Raw genomic sequence first — 19,416 nt, forward strand, 5'->3', positions numbered from 1 at the left:
TGCACTCAAGGAAGAAAGCTCGCTCATGACAGCCGTATCTCCCCCCACAACCATCCCGCAAAGCCAATCCCCCGCGTCAGCGCCCGACCCTTCCGCCTCCAGCAGCCCCCGGCAAGCACTATTTAAACTCCTCGCCGATATCAAATGGTGGCTGCCGGTAGTTTCAACGCTTATTTCAATCTCACTCCTTACAAAATACCTCTGGGTAATCCACCACCCCGAGTTAATCCTGAGTTCGTTAGGTAACCCCTCCAACCTCGTCGCCTGGTTATTCTTCAGCCTGCTGATACTCGCGTCGCTGCTGCTTATCGTATCGGTGCCATCTTTGGTCTTCACGTTGAGCATGTCTGTGTGCAGCGTTGACAGAGCGCTTGAAAAGAGGCTCGCCTTTCGCTTTGGCCTCATCGTAGGCGTGGGCTACCTGCTGCTATCGCTCAACCTACTGGGGGCCCTGTTTGGTTACACCATAGCCCCAGGCTACTTCTTCCCTATCGTCGTAATCGCTGCCACTTGCGCCGTGATAGTTCTGCTTCTCCTCGACGCGCCCCTGCGCAACAAAGTACTGGAGCTGCCGCATCCTCCCCGCAAATCCTGGCATCGCAAACTCTATTACACATCCCTCGTTGGCTGGCTAGGTACGCTGCTAGCGTTTACTTCGGTGAGTGGAGTCATGCCCGCCCAGCTAGCCATCATGACGTGGCGAGGGGGAGAGAGCGACGAAGAGGCAGTCGGGGCTATCGCTCTCTGCTTATTGATAATGTGCCTCTACCTAGCGCCAGTCCTCGTCTTTTATACGACAAACGGCGATGCGATGAAGCGCATCGGCCGAGCTGCAAAGGTGCTGCTCGGGTGCATCTTCGTCAATACCATATTGTTGCCGGCCCTCTTGGACCTGTGGGTCTATTCCGCCGCCAATCTGATCAAAATCAGGGACAATACCGAGCTGAGTTATGTGTTGAACGAAAAGGATTATCCGAAGGAGGTATTCAATAGCGCCCCGTGGCAACTGGAGAGCTACGAGGGGCCGAATGGTTTGTACAGCGTCAGGGCGTTTCGTCAGTTCCGCTTCGGCGATACGTTGTTGATCTGTCCCGCTAGCTACCGAAATATCGCTTTAAAAGAGATCGGCAGCTACGCATACCGCTGTATTGCGTTGTCCGAGGCGAAGGTGCATGTAGCCGCTCCGGTATTAAGCAAGGATGACGCGACGGTAGCCAAACCGAATTGATCCTGCCCGCATGTCTACCCATGTTCCGGTGTTGATTGAATACCGGAACTGTTAATCTATTAGCTTCCGCAATGGTATTCCCACCTGGCTGATCCAGAAAATATTAGGTAGTAAATACCGATTCTTTTCAAACTACCCCGGCCCAAATGATTAAAGTTAAACGCCGACGCACGTCTTTTTGGATTACCCGCGATCCATGTTTGTGTTCGAGCCTCAGCATTTGGCGTATTCCCACTCCCCATCCCCAGCTATCCTAACCATCCAAGCCCCCACCCCCGCCCTCCCCATAGGAGAACCATCCGTGCCCAACGCAGGAAGCGCCCCCCACCACCCCGGCGCAGTAATCTGGCTAACCGGCCTCTCCGGCGCAGGCAAATCCTCCCTGGCAAACGCCCTGGCCCTACGCCTAAACCAATTAGGCCACCCCTCCTACGTTCTCGACGGCGACGCCCTGCGCCACAGCCTAAACGCCGACCTTGGCTTCTCCCCCGCTGACCGCCATGAAAACAACCGCCGTACCGCCGAGGTAGCCGCACTATTCGCCGATGCCGGCCTAATCTGCATCACCGCGCTCATTTCCCCCTACCGCGCCGACCGCGCAGCGGCGCGCCGGGCGTGCAAAACCGGGTTCCATGAAGTGCATGTCAAAGCAGACCTGGCCACCTGCGAAGCGCGCGACCCCAAGGGCCTGTACCGCCGGGCACGGGCTGGCGAGCTCAAGGGTTTCACAGGCATCGATGCCCCCTATGAAGCGCCGCAGCACCCCGAGCTGGTATTGGATACCGCTGGCACCACACTGCAAAGGGCGCAGGACCTGCTGCTGGATTATGTCCTTGAGCAGGTCCTGGCCCCCCAAGGGCTCACGACCCCGGCGTGATCTCGCCTCGCTGCCAGCGGGCCTCGCTGTTGCCCAGCGCCTGGGCGATGTCGGACAGTTTGTCGGACGGCAGGGTTGCCGGCAGCGGGTCAAGGCCGGCGCTGGCGAACAGCTGGCCGTAGCTGTTGCGCAGCTCGGCGTAGGCCAGGTCGCGGCGCAGGTCTGCCTGCAAGGCGTTGAGCTCACCCTGGATCAGTTCCAGCTCGCCAATGCCTTGGGCCTGATGGCGGTTACGCAGCTGTTCGACGATCTGTTGATCGAGGGCGACCATCTGCTGGCTGGTGGCGAACTGGCGACGTGCTTCGCTGTAGTTGGCGTTGGCCACGTACAGCTGGGCCAGGATGGCCATCGACATGGCTTGGCGGCGTGCCTCGACCACCTGCTCACCTGCCTTGGCCACATCGATCGACGCTGGGCCGGACAACACGTTGAACAGGTTCCAGGTGACCTTCACGCCGTAGTCGGCCCAGTGCTGGTTGGTCAGGAAGCTGTTGCTGTCGTAATGGCCGCCAGCGGAGAACTCCAGGCCCGGCAACATGCGCAGCATCGACTTGCGCACCTCGGCGGCGCTGATGCGTGCCTGGTAGTCCTGCTCGCGCAGTTCCGGGCGTGAGGCCAGGGCTTGCTGCTCAAGGCTGTCCAGCCCGACCTTGAGTTCGGGCACGCTGTAGTCGTCGCTGGCGGCCAAGGTCAGGTCGGTGCCCGGCGGCAGGTTGATCAGCGCGCCGAGCTCGGTCTTGGCCAGCGACAGGGCGCGGCGCTGTTCCTCCAGCTGGCGGGTGGCTTCGATCAGCGAGCGCTGGTAGTTGAGGGCCTGGATCTGGTCGCCGATGCGCTGTTCGCCCATGCGCTGGCTGTTGTCACGTGCCTGGTCCACCCGCACCATCAAGGCGTCGATCTGCTTGAGCAGGCGCTCGGCAGCCACCGCCCGCCAGTAGGCCGAGCGCACGTCCTGGATGATGGTCTGCACCACCTTGCGCCGGCGTTCCTGCACGATCAGGCGCTGGTCGCCCTGCTGTTTGGCGCTGACATAGCTGACGCCGAAGTCCAGCACGTTCCACACCATGGTCAGGTCCGCCACGTCGCGGTCGCGGTCCTGGGAGGTGGAGGGTTCCAGCGACTGGGTGTTGGTCAGCACGCTGCGGCTGCTGGCGGCGCTGGTGTTGCTGCGCCCGGCATAGCCTGCCGACATCGCCATGCGTGGCAGCATGTCGAACGTGGCCAGGTCGACCTGGCGCTGGGCCAGGGCTTCTTCCATCACCTTCAGCCGTGCTTCCAGGTTGTACTTGACCGCGCGGGCCATTGCCTGGTGCAGGGTCAGCGGACCTTGCAGTGCCTCCTGGCCCTTGAACATGCTGGCCAGGTCGTCACGCGCGCGCTGTTCGCTGACGCTGCGCTCGATCGGCTGAGTCTTCACGGCACAACCTGTCACCGCCAGTGCCAACATGCTGATCGCAAATATCCTTGATGCCTTGCTCATCCCCACCGCCCCCTGGTACTGCTTTTTGATATCCATTGTGTTGTTATCCGCCATGGCTCTGGCTCACGCCTCGGGCATGGGTGCCTTGATCTGTCCGAGCGCCAGCGCCAGCTCCCTGACCTGGCGCTGCTCGCCCTCCTTGAAAGCTTGCAACTGCTGCCCCAGCGTCGGCGCACCGGCCTGGTCCTCGCCGCCCTGGCGCCACGGGTTGCCGCCACTGAGCTCATACTGGCCGCCGTCGTCCGGCAGCGTCTTGTCGAAAATATTGGCCAGGCTGCTGGCGCCGAACACGCTGGCATCTCCACCGCCAAAGCCGAGGAAACCGCTGCCGCTGCCGTTGCCGATGGCGGAGCCGCCCTGCTGCCCTGCGAACACCTGGGCAAGGTAGCTGGGCGCCAGGGCACCCTCGCGGATAAAGATGCTGCCTAGCGGCGGCAGCCCACCGCCAACACTCGGCACTTCGAACAACGGTACTGGCAGCAGAGGTGACTGGAACGCCGAGAACGCTGGCGCAGCTGTGCCGGGCAGGGGCAGTGGCTGGCCGGCGAGGCTTGGCGGCGCGGCCGGGTAGGCCAGGAACTGCGTGTCAGCGCCCGTGCTCTGCAGCGCACTGCCCTGGCCGACGAAACCGCCCTCCAGCCCGTTGCCCGCCATGTCACTGATACCCGTGCCGCTGTTGTTCAAGGCCAAGGCCAGGCTGCCGCTGCCGGCAACCCCCACGGCATTCACCTGCCAGGTGCGGCTGTCGATCTGCACCAGTGATTGCAGGGTGCCGCTGGCGTTGCCGCTCGCTACCAGTTGGAAGTCGCTCAAATCGACACCGCGAACCGCTTCACTGAAGGTCACGATAAAGCCCTGGCTACCGCTGCCATTGGCAGGCATCGGCACGATCGACTCGACGCTCGGCAAGCGGGTATCGACGATGACGCCCGTGCTGTCGCCAACCGTCCCCAGCCCTGGCTGCAAGGCATTGCCGGCAGCGTCGTGCAAGGTCGCGCCATTGGCGGCCAGCCCCACAACCTGGATGCCGTCGGCATCGTTGTCGCCAGCCTGGATGCGGTACTGGAACACCAGCGTCGGCGTGCCGGAGCCTGCGACGAAATCGGCGTACACCGTACGCCCGCCCACATCCAGTGCCAGCTGCGGTGCGCCGTCGACAATCACCGCTTCGCTGGTATCCACCACGAAGGTCAGGGTATCGCCGGTGTTGTAATGCACGCCCACCGGCACGCTGACGCTAGTCACCGTGGGGGCGTCATGGTCGACGGTGTACACCGCGCCGGTCAGGCCGCCCGTGAGCACGTTGCCGGCCACATCGCTGATGGCGGTGCCTGCAGCCTTCAAGTTCAAGCCCAGGGTACCGCTGCCGCTGACACCGCTGGCGGTGATCTCGTACACACCATCGCTTATCTGCCGCAGGCCGCTGAGCGTCGCGCTGGCGGTACCGCTGGCGACCAGGCTGAAGTCGGCCAGGTCAACGCCGTTGACGCGTTCGCTGAAGGTGACGGTGAAGCGAACGCTCTGGGCGTTGCTCGGGGATGGGTCGAGGGTGACGATGCCGACAGCTGCCGGTGCCTGTGTATCGACCAGCACCGCGCTCGTGTCGGCGATGCCATTCAAGGCCAGGTTCATGGCATTACCCTGGGCATCGCTCAGGGTGGCGCCGTTGGCCGACAGGCCGGTCACGCGGATGCCATCGCTGTCATTGTCGCCGGCCTGGACGATGTACTGGAACACCAGGGTCGGCGTGCCAGCACCGGCTATCAATTCGGCGAACACCGTGCGCCCGCCAACGTCCAGCACCAGGCGTGGCGAACCGGCCACCTGCACGGCTTCACTGGCATTGACCACGAACACCAGCGCGTCGCCGGCGTTGTAGGAAACGCCGGCCGGCCCACCGACACTGGTCACGCTGGGGACGCGGGTGTCGATGGCGTAGTTGTTGGAAATACTGCTGCCCACACCGGCGTTGCCAGAGGCCGTGGCAACTACCCCGCTGTTGTCCAGAGACACGAGGTTGCTGGTGTCTTCGACATTGCTGGTCGGTGTCAGGGTCGCGGTCCAAGTGATGCCACCGTCCTGGCTGCTCAGGTTGCTCAGCACGCCATTGGCCGCGCTCATGTCAGCCAAGGTAAACCCGCTGACCGCTTCGCTGAACGTGATGGTCACCAGGCTGGACTCGCCCGCCCGCAACGCATTGTCGGCCACCACGATGGTGGCGGTGGGCACAATGGTGTCGACCGCGTAGTTGCCTGAGGACGTGGTGCCGCTGCCAAGGTTGCCGGCCAGGTCGGCGATGCCCGTGTTGGCCAGGGTGATGACATTGGTGGCGTCCCGTACACCCACGGCCGGGGTGAAGGTGGCTGTCCAGGTGATGCCGCCGTCGGTGCTGGAAACCGCGCTCAAGGTGCCATTGGCAACCGTCAGGTCGGCATTGGTGAAGCCTGTCACCGCTTCGCTGAAGATGATGGTCACCTGGCTGGTTTCGCCCGCGGTCAGGTTGCTGTCGGCGACCACGATGGTGGCGGTCGGGCGCAGGCTGTCGATGGCGTAATTGTTCGAGTCGGTGCTGCCGGCCCCTGCGTTGCCCGCCAGGTCCGCCACGCCGGTGTTGTCCAGGGTGATCAGGTTGCTGGTGTCGCTGATGCCGGATGAGGGTGTCAAGGTCGCCGTCCAGGTCAGGCCACCGTCGCTGCTGGCGAGCCCGCTGAGGGTACCGTTGGCCACGCTCAGGTCGGCCAAGCTGAAGCCGACCACCGGCTCGCTGAAGGTGATGGTCACCAGCGACGTCTCGCCAATCGCCAGTTGGCTGTCGGCCACCACGATGGTGGCTGTCGGGCGCTGGGTGTCGATGGCGTAGTTGTTCGAATCGGTGGTGCCGACACCGGCGTTGCCGCTCTGGCCGGCCACGCCGGTATTGTCCAGGCTGATCAGGTTGCTGGCGTCGGTGACATTGCTGGTGGGGGTGAAGGTGGCGGTCCAGGTGACGCCGCCATCGCTGCTGCTCACCGCACTCAGGGTACCGTTGGCCACGGTCAGGTCGGCATTGCTGAAGCCGCTCACCGCCTCGCTGAAGGTGATGGTCACCAGGCTGGTTTCGCCAATGCTCAAGGCAGTGTCGGCCACCACGATGGTGGCGGTAGGGACGATGGTGTCGACCGAGTAGTTGCTCGAAGAAGTGGTGCCGGTGCCAAGGTTGCCGGCCAGGTCGGCGATGCCTGTGTTGGCCAGGGTGATGACATTGGTGGCGTCCCGCACACCCACGGCCGGGGTGAAGGTGGCTGTCCAGGTGATGCCGCCGTCGGTACTGGAAACCGCGGTCAAGCTGCCATTGGCAACCGTCAGGTCGGCATTGGTGAAGCCCGTCACCGCTTCGCTGAAGGTGATGGTCACCTGGCTGGTTTCGCCGAGGGTCAGGTTGCTGTCGGCGACCACGATGGTGGCGGTCGGGCGCAGGCTGTCGATGGCGTAATTGTTCGAGTCGGTGCTGCCGGTGCCGGCGTTGCCCGCCAGGTCCGCCACGCCGGTGTTGTCCAGGGTGATCAGGTTGCTGGCGTCGGTGACATTGCTGGTGGGCGTGAAGAGGGCGGTCCAGGTGATGCCGCCGTCTGAACTGGCAACCGCGCTCAGGGTGCCGTTGCTCACGGTCAGGTCGGCATTGGTGAAGCCGACCACCGCCTCGCTGAAGGTGAAGGTCACCAGCGACGTCTCGCCAATCGCCAGTTGGCTTTCGGCCACCACAATGGTTGCGGTCGGGCGCTGGGTGTCGATGGCGTAGTTGTTCGAATCGGTGGTGCCGAAGCCCGCGTTGCCACTGCTCTGGCCCACCACACCGCTGTTGTCGAGGGTGATCAGGTTGGAGGTATCGGTGACATTGCTGGCGGGCGTGAAGGTGGCGGTCCAGGTGATCCCGCCGTCGCTGCTGGAGAGCCCGCTCAGGGTGCCGTTGGCCACGGTCAGGTCAGCAGGGGTGAAGTCGACTACCGCCTCACTGAAGGTGATGGTGACCAGGCTGGTCTCACCGATACGCAGGGCCGAATCGCTGACCACGATCGTCGCCGTGGGTTGCAGGGTGCTGACCGCGTAGTTGCTCGAGTCGGTGGTGCCGCTGCCAGCATTGCCGGCCAGGTCGGTCACGCCGTTGTTGGCCAGGGTGATGACATTGGTGGCGTCCTGCACGTTGATCGACGGCGTGAAGATGGCCGTCCAGGTGATGCCGCCGTCGCTGCTGGTCAGCCCGCTCAGGGTGCCGTTCGGCGCCGACAGGTCGGCCAGGGTCAAGCCGGACACCGCTTCGCTGAAGGTGATGGTCACCGTGGTGCTTTCACCCACGGTCAGCGTGGTGTCGGCCATCACGATGGCTGCAGTTGGCCGCTGGGTGTCGATGGCGTAGTTGTTCGAGCCGGTACTGCCGGTGCCGGCGTTGCCAGCCGTGTCGACCACGCCGGTATTGTCCAAGGTGATCAGGTTGCTGGCATCGGTGACATTGGCAGCGGGCGTGAAGATGGCGGTCCAGGTGATGTTGTCGCTGGTGCTCAGGCCGCTGAGCGTGCCGTTCTGTACCGTGAAGTCGGCCAGGGTCAGGCCGGTGACGGGTTCGTTGAAAGTGATGGTGACGGTGCTGGTTTCGCCAATGGCCAGGTTGCTGTCGGCGACCACGATGGCCGCGACCGGCCGCACGGTGTCGATCGCGTAATTATTGGAGTCGGTGGTGCCGGTACCGGTGTTGCCGGCAGCGTCGGTCACGCCGGTGTTATCCAGGCTGATCAGGTTAGTGGCGTCGGTGACATTGCTGGTGGGCGTGAAGGTGGCGGTCCAGGTGATGCCGCCATCGCTGCTGCTCACCGCACTCAGGGTGCCGTTGGCCACGGTCAGGTCGGCATTGCTGAAGCCGCTCACCGCCTCGCTGAAGGTGATGGTCACCAGGCTGGTTTCGCCAATGCTCAAGGCAGTGTCGGCGACCACGATTGTCGCTACCGGGCGTTGGGTATCGACGCTGTAGTTGTTCGAGTTGGTGGTGCCGGTGCCAGCGTTGCCAGCACTGTCAGTGACCCCGGTGTTGTCCAGGGTAATGAGGTTGGTGGCATCGGTTACGTTGCTGGTCGGCGTGAAAGTCGCTGTCCAGGTGATGCCGCCATCACTGCTGCTGAGCGTGCTCACAGTGCCGTTGGCCACGCTCAGGTCAGCAGCGGTGAAGCCGCTTACCGCCTCGCTGAAGGTGATGGTCACCAGGCTGGTTTCGCCCGCGCGCAAGGCATTGTCTGCGACGACGATGGTGGCGGTAGGGCGCTGGGTATCGATGCTGTAGCTCGGCGACACGGTGGTGCCACTGCCAGCATTGCCCGCCAGGTCAGCGACGCCGGTATTGTTCAGGGTGATCGCCGCACTGGCGACGGTGATGTTGGTGCTCGGGGTGAAGGTAGCCGTCCAGGTGAGGCCACCATCACTGCTGCTCACTGCCGACAGGGTACCGCCCACCACCGTGAGGTCAGCATTGCTGAAACCCGTCACGGCTTCGCTGAAGGTGAAGGTCACGGTCGCTGTGTCACCGACTCTCAGTGCGGTGTCACTGAGGCTGATGGTAGCGGTGGGCGGCACTGTCTCGCGGACAGTTACCTGCACCGTGGCGGTACCGGAGGTAGCGCCATCGCCGTCGCTGACGGTTAGCGAAACCGCCCGGCTGGCCTGGCCGATGCCATTGCCGGCATTGCCGTTGTCATACGTGATACTGCGCACCAGCGCCTGTACCGCCGCGGCGGTGGCATTGGCGTTGAAGGTCACCACCAGGCTGGCGCCGCCTGTGCCGCCGGCCACGGTGCCGATGGCCACGCCGCCGTAACTCACGGTATTGCCACTGAGGCTGATCTGCCCGGCGCCGGTACCCACGCTGCGGATACCCAGGGTGTCTTCGCCGGCTACGCCGTTGGCGCTGATCGAAGCGGTAAGGTTGCCACCGCCAAAATCAGCCGAGTCGCTGTCGCTGACCGTGGCATTGCTACCCGCGTCGAGCAGTATCGCGCCGTTGCCTTGGGTGAATACCGCGCTGTCGCCATTGAGGTTACCGATCACCGGGGCGCTGTTCTGCGGCAGCACGGCCACCGAAGCGGTACGCGTGGTGCTGCCCATGTCATCGTTGACGCTGACGGTCACGGTGCGGGTGCCCGTGGTATAGGCCGCCGCCGCGTTGCCATAGGCCACCGATGCCAGCACTGCCCGGTACTGGGCCAGGGTGGCGACACCGCTGAGGGTCAGCACGGCGCTGCCCGAGCCGCTGACAGTGATGCCGAACCCGGCAGCCGTGGCGATCTGCGCTGCGCTGAGCGACAAGGTTTCGTTGGCGCCATCGGCCACACCGCTCAGCGACAGGGAGGCCCCGCTCACCTGGGTGTCGCCGTCAGTCTGGGTGAGGGAGATGTTCGGCACGATCGCCACTGCGGTGCCGGTAAAGTTGACCGTGCTGTCGTTGCCGCCAGTACCGGTGTCCAGATCGACCACCGGTGGTGCCGAATACAGTACCTCGTAGGCACCGATATCCACACCGCCACCGCGAGGCCGCTCGAAACCGCGCAGGTCGGTGGCCGGCGCACCGCTGCTGGTGCCTTGGTCAATGGCATTGCTGGCCGTGGAGGCCAGGCGGTAATCACCCCCGGCAGCATTGACGAAGTTGACCGTGGTGCCGATCAGGTTGGTGATGCTGGTGTAGCCGCTGCCGGTGACGGCATCGGCCGCAGCACCGTTGACGGTGTTGCCGGTGAGGATGGAGTTCTGCACCGTGATAGTGCCGCCCTGGCCATTGACCCAGCCAAGGCCCGCGGAGGTGATGCTTCCGGTACTGGTATTCAGAAATACGTTATTGGCAATGGTGCTGTTGACGATGTTGACCGAGCCACCCGCGTTGTTCAGGACGATCACTGCCCCCCCGGCGATGGTGCCGGTCGCAGCGTAGGTGCCGGTGTTGTTGTAGATGGCCACGTTTTCCAACACATGGTTGTTGGCGCCACCCAAGCGCACCAGCGATGACATCGCGGTGCCCCCGACAATACTGCCGCTGTTGTCATGAATGGTGGTGTTGCGCACCACTACCGTGGAGCCGACGGTTGTCGCCGAGTTAATCACTGCACCGGCGTTGTTCTGGAAATTAGAATCTTCAATGGTGATCGAACCACTGTTGGCACGGATCGCGCCACCGGTGAGGTTGCCCGAGAAGTCACGAAAATCAAGGTTGCGCACCGTCAGCACGCCGCCGCTGTTGCTCTGCAGCCCCGACGCCTCGGTGGCATCACGCACACCGTTGTTGTTGACGTCGCCACTGAGGATGATGTCGCCTCGGCCGTCGCCATCCACATCACCGTTGATGGTGATGTTGCTGGTGACCAGCAAGGCCGAAGCGGTGGACCAGCGGATGGTCTGGCCACTCAGCGATTGATGGAACACGATGATGTCGCTGCCACTGCCAGCGGCAGAGCCGTCCACCGAGGCGTCGGTGTTGGCGGCCTGGATCGCTTCGGCCAGCGAGACCAAGCCGTTGGCCTGAACGGACGAGGCATTGGTGTCGGTTACCGTGATGGTCGCCAGCGACGTATTGAACGCCGTCAGGTCACCACGTTGCACGCCAACGCCCGTAGCGACCACGCCGGAGACGGTTTCCAGTTCCCAGTCCTCGCCGGCGCGGTTGCCGGTCGAGTCGGCAGACGCGCCTACATCGGCGCCGCTCAGCCTTGCCACTTCATCAACGAACAGCTGGCCATCACTGCCCTGGCCGGTGTTGCAGGCGAAAAAGCGGATGTCGCCACCCTCGGCCAGGCTGGCGCCGATGCGCGCCAGGTCGGCCTGATGGCTGGCCAGCTGGTTGGCCCAGATGGCGTTGCCGGCCAGGTACACATAGCCGCTGTCGCCGTGGCTGATGATGTCGATGGACGTGACATCGGTACGGCCGTCGAGGTAATCAGCGATCTGCTTGAAACCGTCCTTGCCGTTCTCCAGCACCACCACCTCGACCCCGGCGGGCAGGCCGGCGATGAGCTTTTGGTAATCACTGACGGCGGAGTCGACGAACACCACTTCGTAGCGCTCGGCGGCCAGGGTAGCCGGCGCCGTAGCGGGTGCGGCCTGCTGCGCGCTTTCATGGCTGGCGCTGTCCTTTGTGCTGGCCGTATCGCTGGCGGTGGCGGTGTCCTTGCTGGTGGCCGTGGCAGTGGCTGCCTCTGCGGCCTGGGCGCCCTGGTCGGCGACCACGGCCACCGAAGCATCGAACATCATGCGGGGTTCCAAGGCCTGAATCAGGCTCGGCCGGCTCATGGAAACGCTGGGGTTTTGGTTCTTCTTGTTTCGCTTCCAGAATGCCATGCCGACCTCATTCAGCCCTTGGGCTGGTTGATCCTCTCACTGCGCCAGGCGATGGCGCATCCTTGTTGAAAACCCTGTTGCACCGCGGGGCGCCGAGATGCCCCCGCAGTGCCCTGCACGGCCTTGACTCAGTTACGGCTCGGGAAGATGCCTTCCAGGGCGATGATGAAGTTCATGCCCAGGTAGGGGTTCTGCACAGAAACCGGCAGCGAGCCACCACCGAGGTTGACGGTGGTTGGAGGCACCGTGACATTGAACGGCTTGAGGCTGGTGTTGGGCGTGTCACTGGAATAGATATCCGCCGCCGTCCCTGCACCCGAACTGTCAAAAGACTTGGCCAGCACGTTGCCAGACGACGGTGCCGAAGCGTTGGCATCGCCTTCCACCGCCGGTATGGCCACCGAAACGGTCTGCGCCGGGATCACCGCCTGCTGCATCGGCATGTTCGGCTGCAACAGCGTGACCTCGTTGGCACCGGCAGCTTCACCCTGCACCACGTTGTCCAGGCCTGGCCCGGTGCCGAAACCGATTGGCCCGCGGCCGCGCAGGTCGGGCAGGGCGAAGGTGGTGCGGCCATCACCGCCATATGTGGTGCCAAGCAGTGCGAACAACGCGTTGTTCTGGGCAATGCTCATCAACTGGCCTTGGCAGAATGCCCAGCCGCGTGGCGCGAAAGTGCCTGCGAACATCTTGATCTCACCGAGAAACGGATCCATTTGCTGCTCTCCTATGACTATCTGCAAGGCGGACCGGGCGGCCCGTTAAAGGGGTTCAGGAACGATGCATCTTCAGGTACAGGCCATTGTCGTCGACCACTTCGAAGCCACTGCGCTGGTACAGGCGCACGGCCGGGCTGTGGGCAATGACGTGCAAACCGGCGCTCTGGCCCTGGCGGTCAGCCTGTGCCAGCCACTGGCGCAGCAGACGTGTGCCGATACCCTGGCCCTGCCAGGCGGGCAACAGGGCCATATCGATGATCTGCAGGTGGCTGTCGGCCCAGTGCAGGGATGCACGGCCGATACGTTCGTGGGCGGTTTCGATGATCAGAAAGCAGGCGTCGGGGTACTGCGCCTGGTAATGAAGGTGCTGGGCACGCCACTGCTGGTCGAGAAAATGCTCGATCGTTGCCTGGTCCCACGCCAGCGCGGCCATTTCGGCGGCCCGGGTAGCACCGTACAAGGCACGCAGAAACACTTGGTCAGCGTCCACCACGGGGCGCAGAAGCACTTCAGATGTCGACATCGAGTCACGCTTCCCTGCTGTAGTTACCCCTTGGTGGGGGGCACATCCAAGTGAATTGTCCTACACGATGGCGTTGAGCGTAGTCGATTTTCGGGGCAAATCGCCACTACCGAACAGGGCGATTTACACAGTTTTCTCAAACAGCTGTTCCAAGCCTTTTGACGCCAGTTTTCAGGCGTTATGCAAGCGTATGAATTCCAAGCAGTTATAGGGTTCCAACGCCCATTGACGCACACCTTCAAGCACGTGCTCGTTGGCTTGCGCTCGCTTGCGCTGGCTGTCAGCACTGAAGTTCATGCCCGGTTGCTTGGCGTCGAACGCGGCCACTTCACGCAACGACGGCACCTCTCCCGGCATCACGCCGAACACTGGGGCCAGGCGCCCCCAGATGGCCTCAGGCAGTTCACTGTAGTTGACGGCAATGCCGCCATGCTCCCGGCATAGCTGCAGGCCGGCCTTGAGGATCTCGCCCACTACCCGGCAGGTGTATTGCACCGTGTCCATGCCCTCGGCGCTGCCCAGCAAGGTGTCCAGCGCCGACGTGCCAAGCAGGCCCGGCACCCGGTGCATGCCGGCCTGGCGCAACTGCGAGACCACGATCTCCAGCGGGTCGCGATAGAGGAAGATCCGCGGCACGTCGGGGTAAAGTTCGGCCAGCAAGGGCGCCTCGAACACGTTCCAGGCATCGAGCTTGATCACCAACCGGCGCTCCTCGCCTTGGCGCCGCTGGCCGTAGGCTGAAAGCAGTGCGCGCACGCCTTCGGCCTGCCAGTGCCTGGCGTCTGGGTCCTGCAGCGGTGCCCTGAGCAGGTTGTCCAACGGTGGCGGCTCGCTGAGCACGATGTTGTGCGCCTGGCTGGCCATCAGTTGTGCGATCAAGGTGGAGCCACAGCGCGAGGCATGGAACACCAGCACCGAAGGCGCCAGGCCTGGGCTGCTCTCCTGCCAGTCCAACAATGCTTGCAAGTTAGTGTTGCGGCGCAGGGCCTGGTTGAACGGCAGGCGCAAGGCCTGATCGACGTCGTCTCGGAAAAATGGCCTGGTCAGCGGCTGCTGGCCAAACCAGCACCAGTCCAGGCGCCACTCACCCTGCTCACGCCACAGGCGAATGGGCATCCAGCCGTGAAAACTGCCCGAGGCATTCAGATTCGCCATTGATCGCTCCATGCTTGCTTGCCTTGGCGCATGGCACTGAGCACCTCGGCTTCGGAAAACACCAGGCCCAGGGGTGCGCCGAGGGCGATGGCCGCTGCCACGAAGGCCCGTGGGTCCTCCAATACCTGCAGCTTGGCTGCCAGGGCAGGGTCATGCGCCACGTGCTCACGCAAGCGCTCGAATGCCTGCGCTGCCCGCCCCGGGCTCAAAGCCGGGGTCAGCGCCCGCCCTTGGTCGATCAACCCGAGCAGCCAAGTGTCGGGCAAGCAGTCGAGCACCAGGTGGACACGCTCACCGGGGCCGGGGTTGTGCACCCGATGCGCACGTGACAGGTCGACGAACCAGCACTCGCCCGCCTGCATGGGGACCTGCAGGCCGTCGACGATAAACTCAACAGCAGGTGGGCTCAGCAGTGGCACATGCAGGCGCAGGCAGCCGCCAGGGCGCCCCAGGTCTGGGTCGCGGTGCTCGTGAATCCGCGCGCCCTCCCCCAGGCGCAGCAGGCGTGCGGCCTGCAGTGTCGCGCGAAATGGCGCCAGCGCGGCCTGCCACGCCGTCTCCTGCTGCCACCAATCCAGCTTCACTGGCGCGCCGAGGCCGGGTGCCAGCGGCACCGGGGCATCCTCGGCACTGACCAGCGCCACACCGCTCCAGTCGCCCTCGTGATAACCACGGTTGAAATGCGCCTGCCAGGCCTCTGCCTGCACCCGTGCCAGCGCCTGCAGCAAGGCCGGCAGGTCGATGGCAAGCGGCAGCCGGGAACATAGCGGCAACGAGACTTCGCTCATGACTGCTCCTTGCGGTGAATTCGCCCTAGAAACCACTTTCGCGCACGCCCAAGGCCGCCAACCGGCGCCAGGCCGCGCCCAGCAGCGACTCGCGAGCGCCTTCGAGCACCACCACCCCACGCAACGGCTGGGCCACATCAGCCACCTCCACCCGCGGGCTCAGGCGCACCCCGTACTGCGCCTGCAGCGGCTGGGCACGTTGTTGCCCATCGCGGCGCACGGCCACCGGGCCATGCCGGTCAGACGCCAGCGCCTGCAGTTCCAGCGCGGCAACGCCGGTAGCGTCTACCTGCTCCACGCGCACGGGCAAGGCCGCCCGCGCCGGGTCATCGGCAATGAAGCGCCCTTCACTGCCAGCGGCCACGCGCCACAAATCGGCCTCGCCCAGGTAACCACGCAGGCGCACCCCCGGTTCGACCACACGCCCCAGGGGCTGGCCGGTATTGACCCACTGCCCCGCCTGCAGGTCCCGAGGCATGTCGCGCCACACGCCCGCCGCCGGCGCGCGCAAGTGCAAGCGTTCACGCTGGGCAGCCAGGCCCCGGTACTCGGCCACTGCCTCGGCCAGTTGCTGCTCGAGCACCCCGGCATCGCTGGCAGTGGCGCTGCGCCCGGACTGACGGCGCAACAGCAACTGCAGAATGTCTATTTCGCGGCGCACGATCTTCAGGCGCGAATCCAGGTCGGGCGATTCCAGCTCCAGCAGCAACTGCCCCTGGGCGACCGTCTGGCCATCGTGCACCTGCAACTGCTTCACCCGCGCCGCCACCGGCGCATGCAAGGCGCTCACCCGCGATGCCTCAAGCATCGCCGGCACCTCCACGGCACCGCGCCAGGGCACGGCCAGCAGCGCCAACAGCAGCATCAACCCCAGGCCCAGCGCCAGCGTCTTGCGCGGCTGGGCCTGGTCACGGCGCAGCCACCACTGCTGCAGCTCTTTGAATACCGGCAAGCCGATGAACCACACCAGTTCCACCAGCATGAGGAAGATACCCAGCACCTTGAAGAACAGGTGATACACCGCCAGGGCGATACCAAAGAACAACAGTGCACGCCAGATCCAGGCGCCATAGCCCCAGATCAGCAGGCGCTTGCGCATCCGCGGTGGCCACGGCTCCGGCATCGTCTCGCCATAGCCGAACAACGCCTCACGCAGGCGCCACCGGCACAGGGCGAAGGCGCGTTGCTGCAGGTTTTCCACGCCTAACAGGTCACTGACCAGAAAGTACCCGTCAAAGCGCATGAACGGGTTCAGGTTGACCAGCAAGGTGGTGATCCACGTGGCACTGGCCAGCATGAACGCTGCGGTGCGCAGCGGCCCATCGGGCAGCAGCGACCAGGCCAGCAGCGCCAACACCGCCAGCACCAGTTCAGCGAACACCCCACCTGCATCGATCAGCAGCCGTGAGCGCCGGTCGCTGACGCGCCAGGCATCGCTGACATCGGTGTAGAACATCGGCAGCAGCACCATGAACGCCAGCCCCATGCTCTGCACACGGCAGCCGGCGCGCTTGGCCATGTAGGCATGGCCGAACTCGTGGCAAAGCTTGGCCAACGCCAGGGCCAGGCCAAAGGCGAGCATGCCGCCGAGGCTGAACAGGTGCGGGAACGTGGCGATGAAGCGCGACCAGTCGCGAATCACCAGGAACAGGCCAAGCACCAGCAGCGCCGGCAGGCCAAAGCGCAGCAGCCAGCCACCGTGGCGTTCGAGCAGCGGCCAGGTACGGTTGAGAAAGGCATCCGGGCGCCACAGCGGGATGCGGAAGAACAGGTACTGGTGCAACGCTTTTTGCCACAGGCCCTGTTGGCTGGCGGCGGCCTTCACGGCATAACTCTGGCGCTGCTTGGGGTCGTTGGCGCTGAGCAGGTCGTGGTGGCCGAGAAACGCCAACAGGTCCTCCACCTCCTGGGCCTCCAGAGGCAGGCCCGGCTCGGCATTGGCAGCTGCCAGCACCCGTTGCGGCTCACCCAGCGGCCAGTGGCGAAGCAAGCGCACCGCGGCCGCGCCTAGCTTGAAATAACGGCCGCGCAATGGGTCGGCCAAGGTCCATTGCGGGGCACCGTCAAACGCCGGTGCCGCAGGCGAGAGCTGCAGGTCCGCACGCAGCGCCGGCAACATTACAGGCCCAGCCCTTGGCGCAGGGCCGCCAGAGGCCGGCGCAGCAGGTAATAGGCCAACGGCGCGCGTTCGCCGTACAGTTTGGCAGTACCGCGCAGGCCGATGCGTGGTGAGGCCTCGACGAATGACGCATCCAGCCGGTAGGCAAGCTGCCCGGCGGCGGTGGTCTGGGCCTCGTAAGCGGCACGTTCGAGCTTCGCCACGTGCCGATGCAGGGGGTCGCTGTCGAGGAACAGCGCCACCTCGGCCCCCGGCTGCAGGGCGATGGCATCGCCGACCGGCAACTCCAGGCGCAGCTCGGCCTGCTCGGGGTCGGCCAGTTGCATCAGGCGCTCGCCGGTCTGCACCGGTTTGCCGGTCCAGCGCTCTACATCGGCGAACACCGCAATGCCGTCACGTTCGGCGCGGATTTCGCTGCGCGCCAGCAACTGGCGGGCATAGTCGAGCTCGGCGCGTTTCTGTTCGACGCGAGCGGCCAGCAGATCCAGGCGCGCGCTGGAGTCGGCATCGGTAAAGGCGCGCTGGGTACTGACCTTGAGTTCGGCCTCCGCCACACCCAAGGTGCGTGCGGCCACATCGGCCTGGGCCTTGAGGGCGGTGGCATCGAAGCGCACCAGCAAATCCCCGGCCGCCACACGCTGGTTGGGCTTGACCAGGAACTCAGCCACCACACCCTCCAGCGGCGCCGCCACCACCCAGCCGCCACGCGGCACCACCTCGGCCGGCGCCAGCACCGACTGGCGCACCGGCAGCAACAACACCAGCAGGGCGACCGCCAGCACGGCCAGCAAGCGCCGCCGCGGCCAGCGCAGGCGCCATGGGCGCACTGGGTTCAGGGCCTGCCAGGCATGCGCATAGGTTTCTCCCAGCTGCACCAGCAAAGCCTGCTCGGCGGCGTTGAACGCTTGCTCGCGGGCCAGCCACAAGCCGCCGAAGGCTTCACCCTTGCGGTCGTGCAACGGCAACCAGAAGGCTTGCCCTGCCGACAACGCCTGCCAGTCGGCGCGTATCTGGGCATCCAGCACGCTGGGGTCGACTTCACCGGCCTGCCCAGCGACACCGGCAGCCTGCAGCTTGCCAACGGCACGTTCGACAAAGGCCACGAACGGCGCATTGGCTTCCACCACGCTGATGCCGGTCAGCGCCTGCACCTTGCCGGCGATCAGTAACGCAGCATGGCGAAAAGCAAACATCGGCTGGCCGTCGTTGACCATGGCATAGGCCAACTGCTCGCTAGTGCTGGCCTGGCGCGCCTGGCGCTGGAGCCCCAGAAACAAGGCAAAGGCGCGCTCCGCCGTACCATGGGCAGCGGCGGTCATGGCTGCTGCGCAAAGTGGGCCGTACCGCTCATGCCCGCCAGCAAACCGTGGGTGTCGGTGGGCAGTTCGCCGATCAGCAGCAGCGTCTGGCTGCCTTCATCGATTCGCGCGCCCACACGCTTGACCGTGGCCCCCAACGGCTGGCCGGTTTCATCCGGGGTGAACTGAAAGCTTTGCCCGGGCTTGAGCCTAGCCAGCCAGCGCGAAGGCACCAGCAACTGGATTTCCAGCGAACGGTTGTCCACCACCTCCAGCAGCGGGGCGCCGTTGGCGACGCTTTCGTGGGGCTGGGCACGGCGCTGTACCACTCGCCCGTCGAACGGGGCGGTGACCACACAGCGTTTGACCTGCACCTGGTAGACCTGGGCTTCGGCCTGGGCCTGGGCTTGCTTGGCCTCAGCCAGCGACACCTCGAACTGCCCCACCGATTTCAGCGCGGCGAGTTGACGGTTGTGGTTAAGCTCTTCGCGGCTTGCGCGCACCGCCGCCTGGGCGGCATTGAGCTGGGCCTGGTAGGCCGAGCAGTCGAAGCGCGCCAGGGTGCTGCCCTTCTTGAAAGCCTCGCCATCGGCATACGGCATCTCGACGATGCGCCCGGCCAGCTCACTGGCCAGCACTGCCTGATGACGCGCACGCAACACGCCACGAGCGCTTTGCTCGGCGCCTGCATCGCTGGCGCTCGGCGCATCCAGCAGCGGGTCGGCGGGCGCCTGCGCGGCCAGTGCCAATGGCAGGTGCAACATACTCAAGGCCAAAGCCAGTCGAATCCCACGACACATGTTGCACACTCCCTTGCGAGCTGGATGAGCGGAGTGTACGAAAAAACTGATGGCACGGATATATCACACCGATGGAGCCCCCA

11 protein-coding genes are annotated in these 19,416 nt (G+C 64.7%); 2 read left to right on the forward strand and 9 right to left on the reverse strand.

Annotation, left to right across the window (positions count from 1 at the left end; all coding sequences use genetic code 11):
* The first annotated feature begins 25 nt into the window (after nt 1–25).
* Both JNA92_RS06155 and cysC read left to right on the forward strand, forming a co-directional pair.
* A complete protein-coding gene (locus JNA92_RS06155) occupies nt 26–1,228 on the forward strand; it encodes a hypothetical protein (protein WP_241803871.1) in 1,203 nt (400 codons plus the stop codon).
* Between the two features lie 301 nt (nt 1,229–1,529).
* Nucleotides 1,530–2,105 (forward strand): adenylyl-sulfate kinase, encoded by a 576-nt coding sequence (gene cysC / locus JNA92_RS06160; protein WP_241803872.1) that lies wholly within the window; start codon nt 1,530–1,532, stop codon nt 2,103–2,105.
* Here cysC and JNA92_RS06165 read toward each other — a convergent pair.
* From JNA92_RS06165 to JNA92_RS06205, 9 genes are all read right to left on the reverse strand, one after another.
* Complete coding sequence (locus JNA92_RS06165; RefSeq protein ID WP_241804119.1) at nt 2,089–3,585, reverse strand: TolC family protein; 1,497 nt, start codon at nt 3,583–3,585, stop codon at nt 2,089–2,091. The genes cysC and JNA92_RS06165 overlap by 17 nt on opposite strands.
* A 63-nt stretch (nt 3,586–3,648) precedes the next feature.
* The gene (locus JNA92_RS06170; protein WP_241803873.1) at nt 3,649–11,931 is read right to left on the reverse strand and encodes an Ig-like domain-containing protein; all 8,283 of its coding nucleotides are present in this window, start codon (nt 11,929–11,931) and stop codon (nt 3,649–3,651) included.
* A 128-nt stretch (nt 11,932–12,059) separates the two neighbouring features.
* Nucleotides 12,060–12,647, reverse strand: a complete 588-nt coding sequence (locus JNA92_RS06175; RefSeq protein ID WP_241803874.1) for a phage tail protein — start codon at nt 12,645–12,647, stop codon at nt 12,060–12,062.
* Between the two features lie 55 nt (nt 12,648–12,702).
* Nucleotides 12,703–13,173: a GNAT family N-acetyltransferase gene (locus tag JNA92_RS06180; RefSeq protein WP_241803875.1), complete on the reverse strand. Its 471-nt coding sequence runs from the start codon at nt 13,171–13,173 to the stop codon at nt 12,703–12,705.
* Nucleotides 13,174–13,344: 171 nt separating this feature from the next.
* Nucleotides 13,345–14,328, reverse strand: coding sequence for a sulfotransferase (locus JNA92_RS06185; protein WP_241803876.1), 984 nt, complete (start codon nt 14,326–14,328; stop codon nt 13,345–13,347).
* On the reverse strand, nt 14,316–15,116 hold the full coding sequence (locus JNA92_RS06190; RefSeq protein ID WP_241803877.1) for an aspartyl/asparaginyl beta-hydroxylase domain-containing protein: 801 nt from the start codon (nt 15,114–15,116) through the stop codon (nt 14,316–14,318). Before JNA92_RS06190 ends, JNA92_RS06185 begins: the two co-directional genes overlap by 13 nt.
* Nucleotides 15,117–15,141: 25 nt before the next feature.
* Complete coding sequence (locus JNA92_RS06195; RefSeq protein WP_241803878.1) at nt 15,142–17,235, reverse strand: biotin/lipoyl-binding protein; 2,094 nt, start codon at nt 17,233–17,235, stop codon at nt 15,142–15,144.
* Nucleotides 17,235–18,554, reverse strand: coding sequence for an efflux RND transporter periplasmic adaptor subunit (locus tag JNA92_RS06200; RefSeq protein ID WP_241803879.1), 1,320 nt, complete (start codon nt 18,552–18,554; stop codon nt 17,235–17,237). The genes JNA92_RS06195 and JNA92_RS06200 overlap by 1 nt, the downstream gene beginning before the upstream one ends.
* Nucleotides 18,551–19,297: an efflux RND transporter periplasmic adaptor subunit gene (locus JNA92_RS06205; RefSeq protein WP_241804120.1), complete on the reverse strand. Its 747-nt coding sequence runs from the start codon at nt 19,295–19,297 to the stop codon at nt 18,551–18,553. The genes JNA92_RS06200 and JNA92_RS06205 overlap by 4 nt, the downstream gene beginning before the upstream one ends.
* Nucleotides 19,298–19,416: the final 119 nt, after the last annotated feature.

This window comes from Pseudomonas putida (genome assembly GCF_022627325.1).
Lineage (GTDB): Bacteria > Pseudomonadota > Gammaproteobacteria > Pseudomonadales > Pseudomonadaceae > Aquipseudomonas > Aquipseudomonas putida_X.

What these genes read in the sequence shown, in the direction of transcription:
- JNA92_RS06155 (WP_241803871.1), top strand. Translation starts at nt 26, where the DNA reads ATGACAGCCGTATCTCCCCCCACAACCATCCCGCAAAGCCAATCCCCC.
- JNA92_RS06165 (WP_241804119.1), bottom strand. Translation starts at nt 3,585, where the DNA reads ATGAGCAAGGCATCAAGGATATTTGCGATCAGCATGTTGGCACTGGCG.
- JNA92_RS06170 (WP_241803873.1), bottom strand. Translation starts at nt 11,931, where the DNA reads ATGGCATTCTGGAAGCGAAACAAGAAGAACCAAAACCCCAGCGTTTCC.
- JNA92_RS06175 (WP_241803874.1), bottom strand. Translation starts at nt 12,647, where the DNA reads ATGGATCCGTTTCTCGGTGAGATCAAGATGTTCGCAGGCACTTTCGCG.
- JNA92_RS06180 (WP_241803875.1), bottom strand. Translation starts at nt 13,173, where the DNA reads ATGTCGACATCTGAAGTGCTTCTGCGCCCCGTGGTGGACGCTGACCAA.
- JNA92_RS06185 (WP_241803876.1), bottom strand. Translation starts at nt 14,328, where the DNA reads ATGGCGAATCTGAATGCCTCGGGCAGTTTTCACGGCTGGATGCCCATT.
- JNA92_RS06190 (WP_241803877.1), bottom strand. Translation starts at nt 15,116, where the DNA reads ATGAGCGAAGTCTCGTTGCCGCTATGTTCCCGGCTGCCGCTTGCCATC.
- JNA92_RS06195 (WP_241803878.1), bottom strand. Translation starts at nt 17,235, where the DNA reads ATGTTGCCGGCGCTGCGTGCGGACCTGCAGCTCTCGCCTGCGGCACCG.
- JNA92_RS06200 (WP_241803879.1), bottom strand. Translation starts at nt 18,554, where the DNA reads ATGACCGCCGCTGCCCATGGTACGGCGGAGCGCGCCTTTGCCTTGTTT.
- JNA92_RS06205 (WP_241804120.1), bottom strand. Translation starts at nt 19,297, where the DNA reads ATGTTGCACCTGCCATTGGCACTGGCCGCGCAGGCGCCCGCCGACCCG.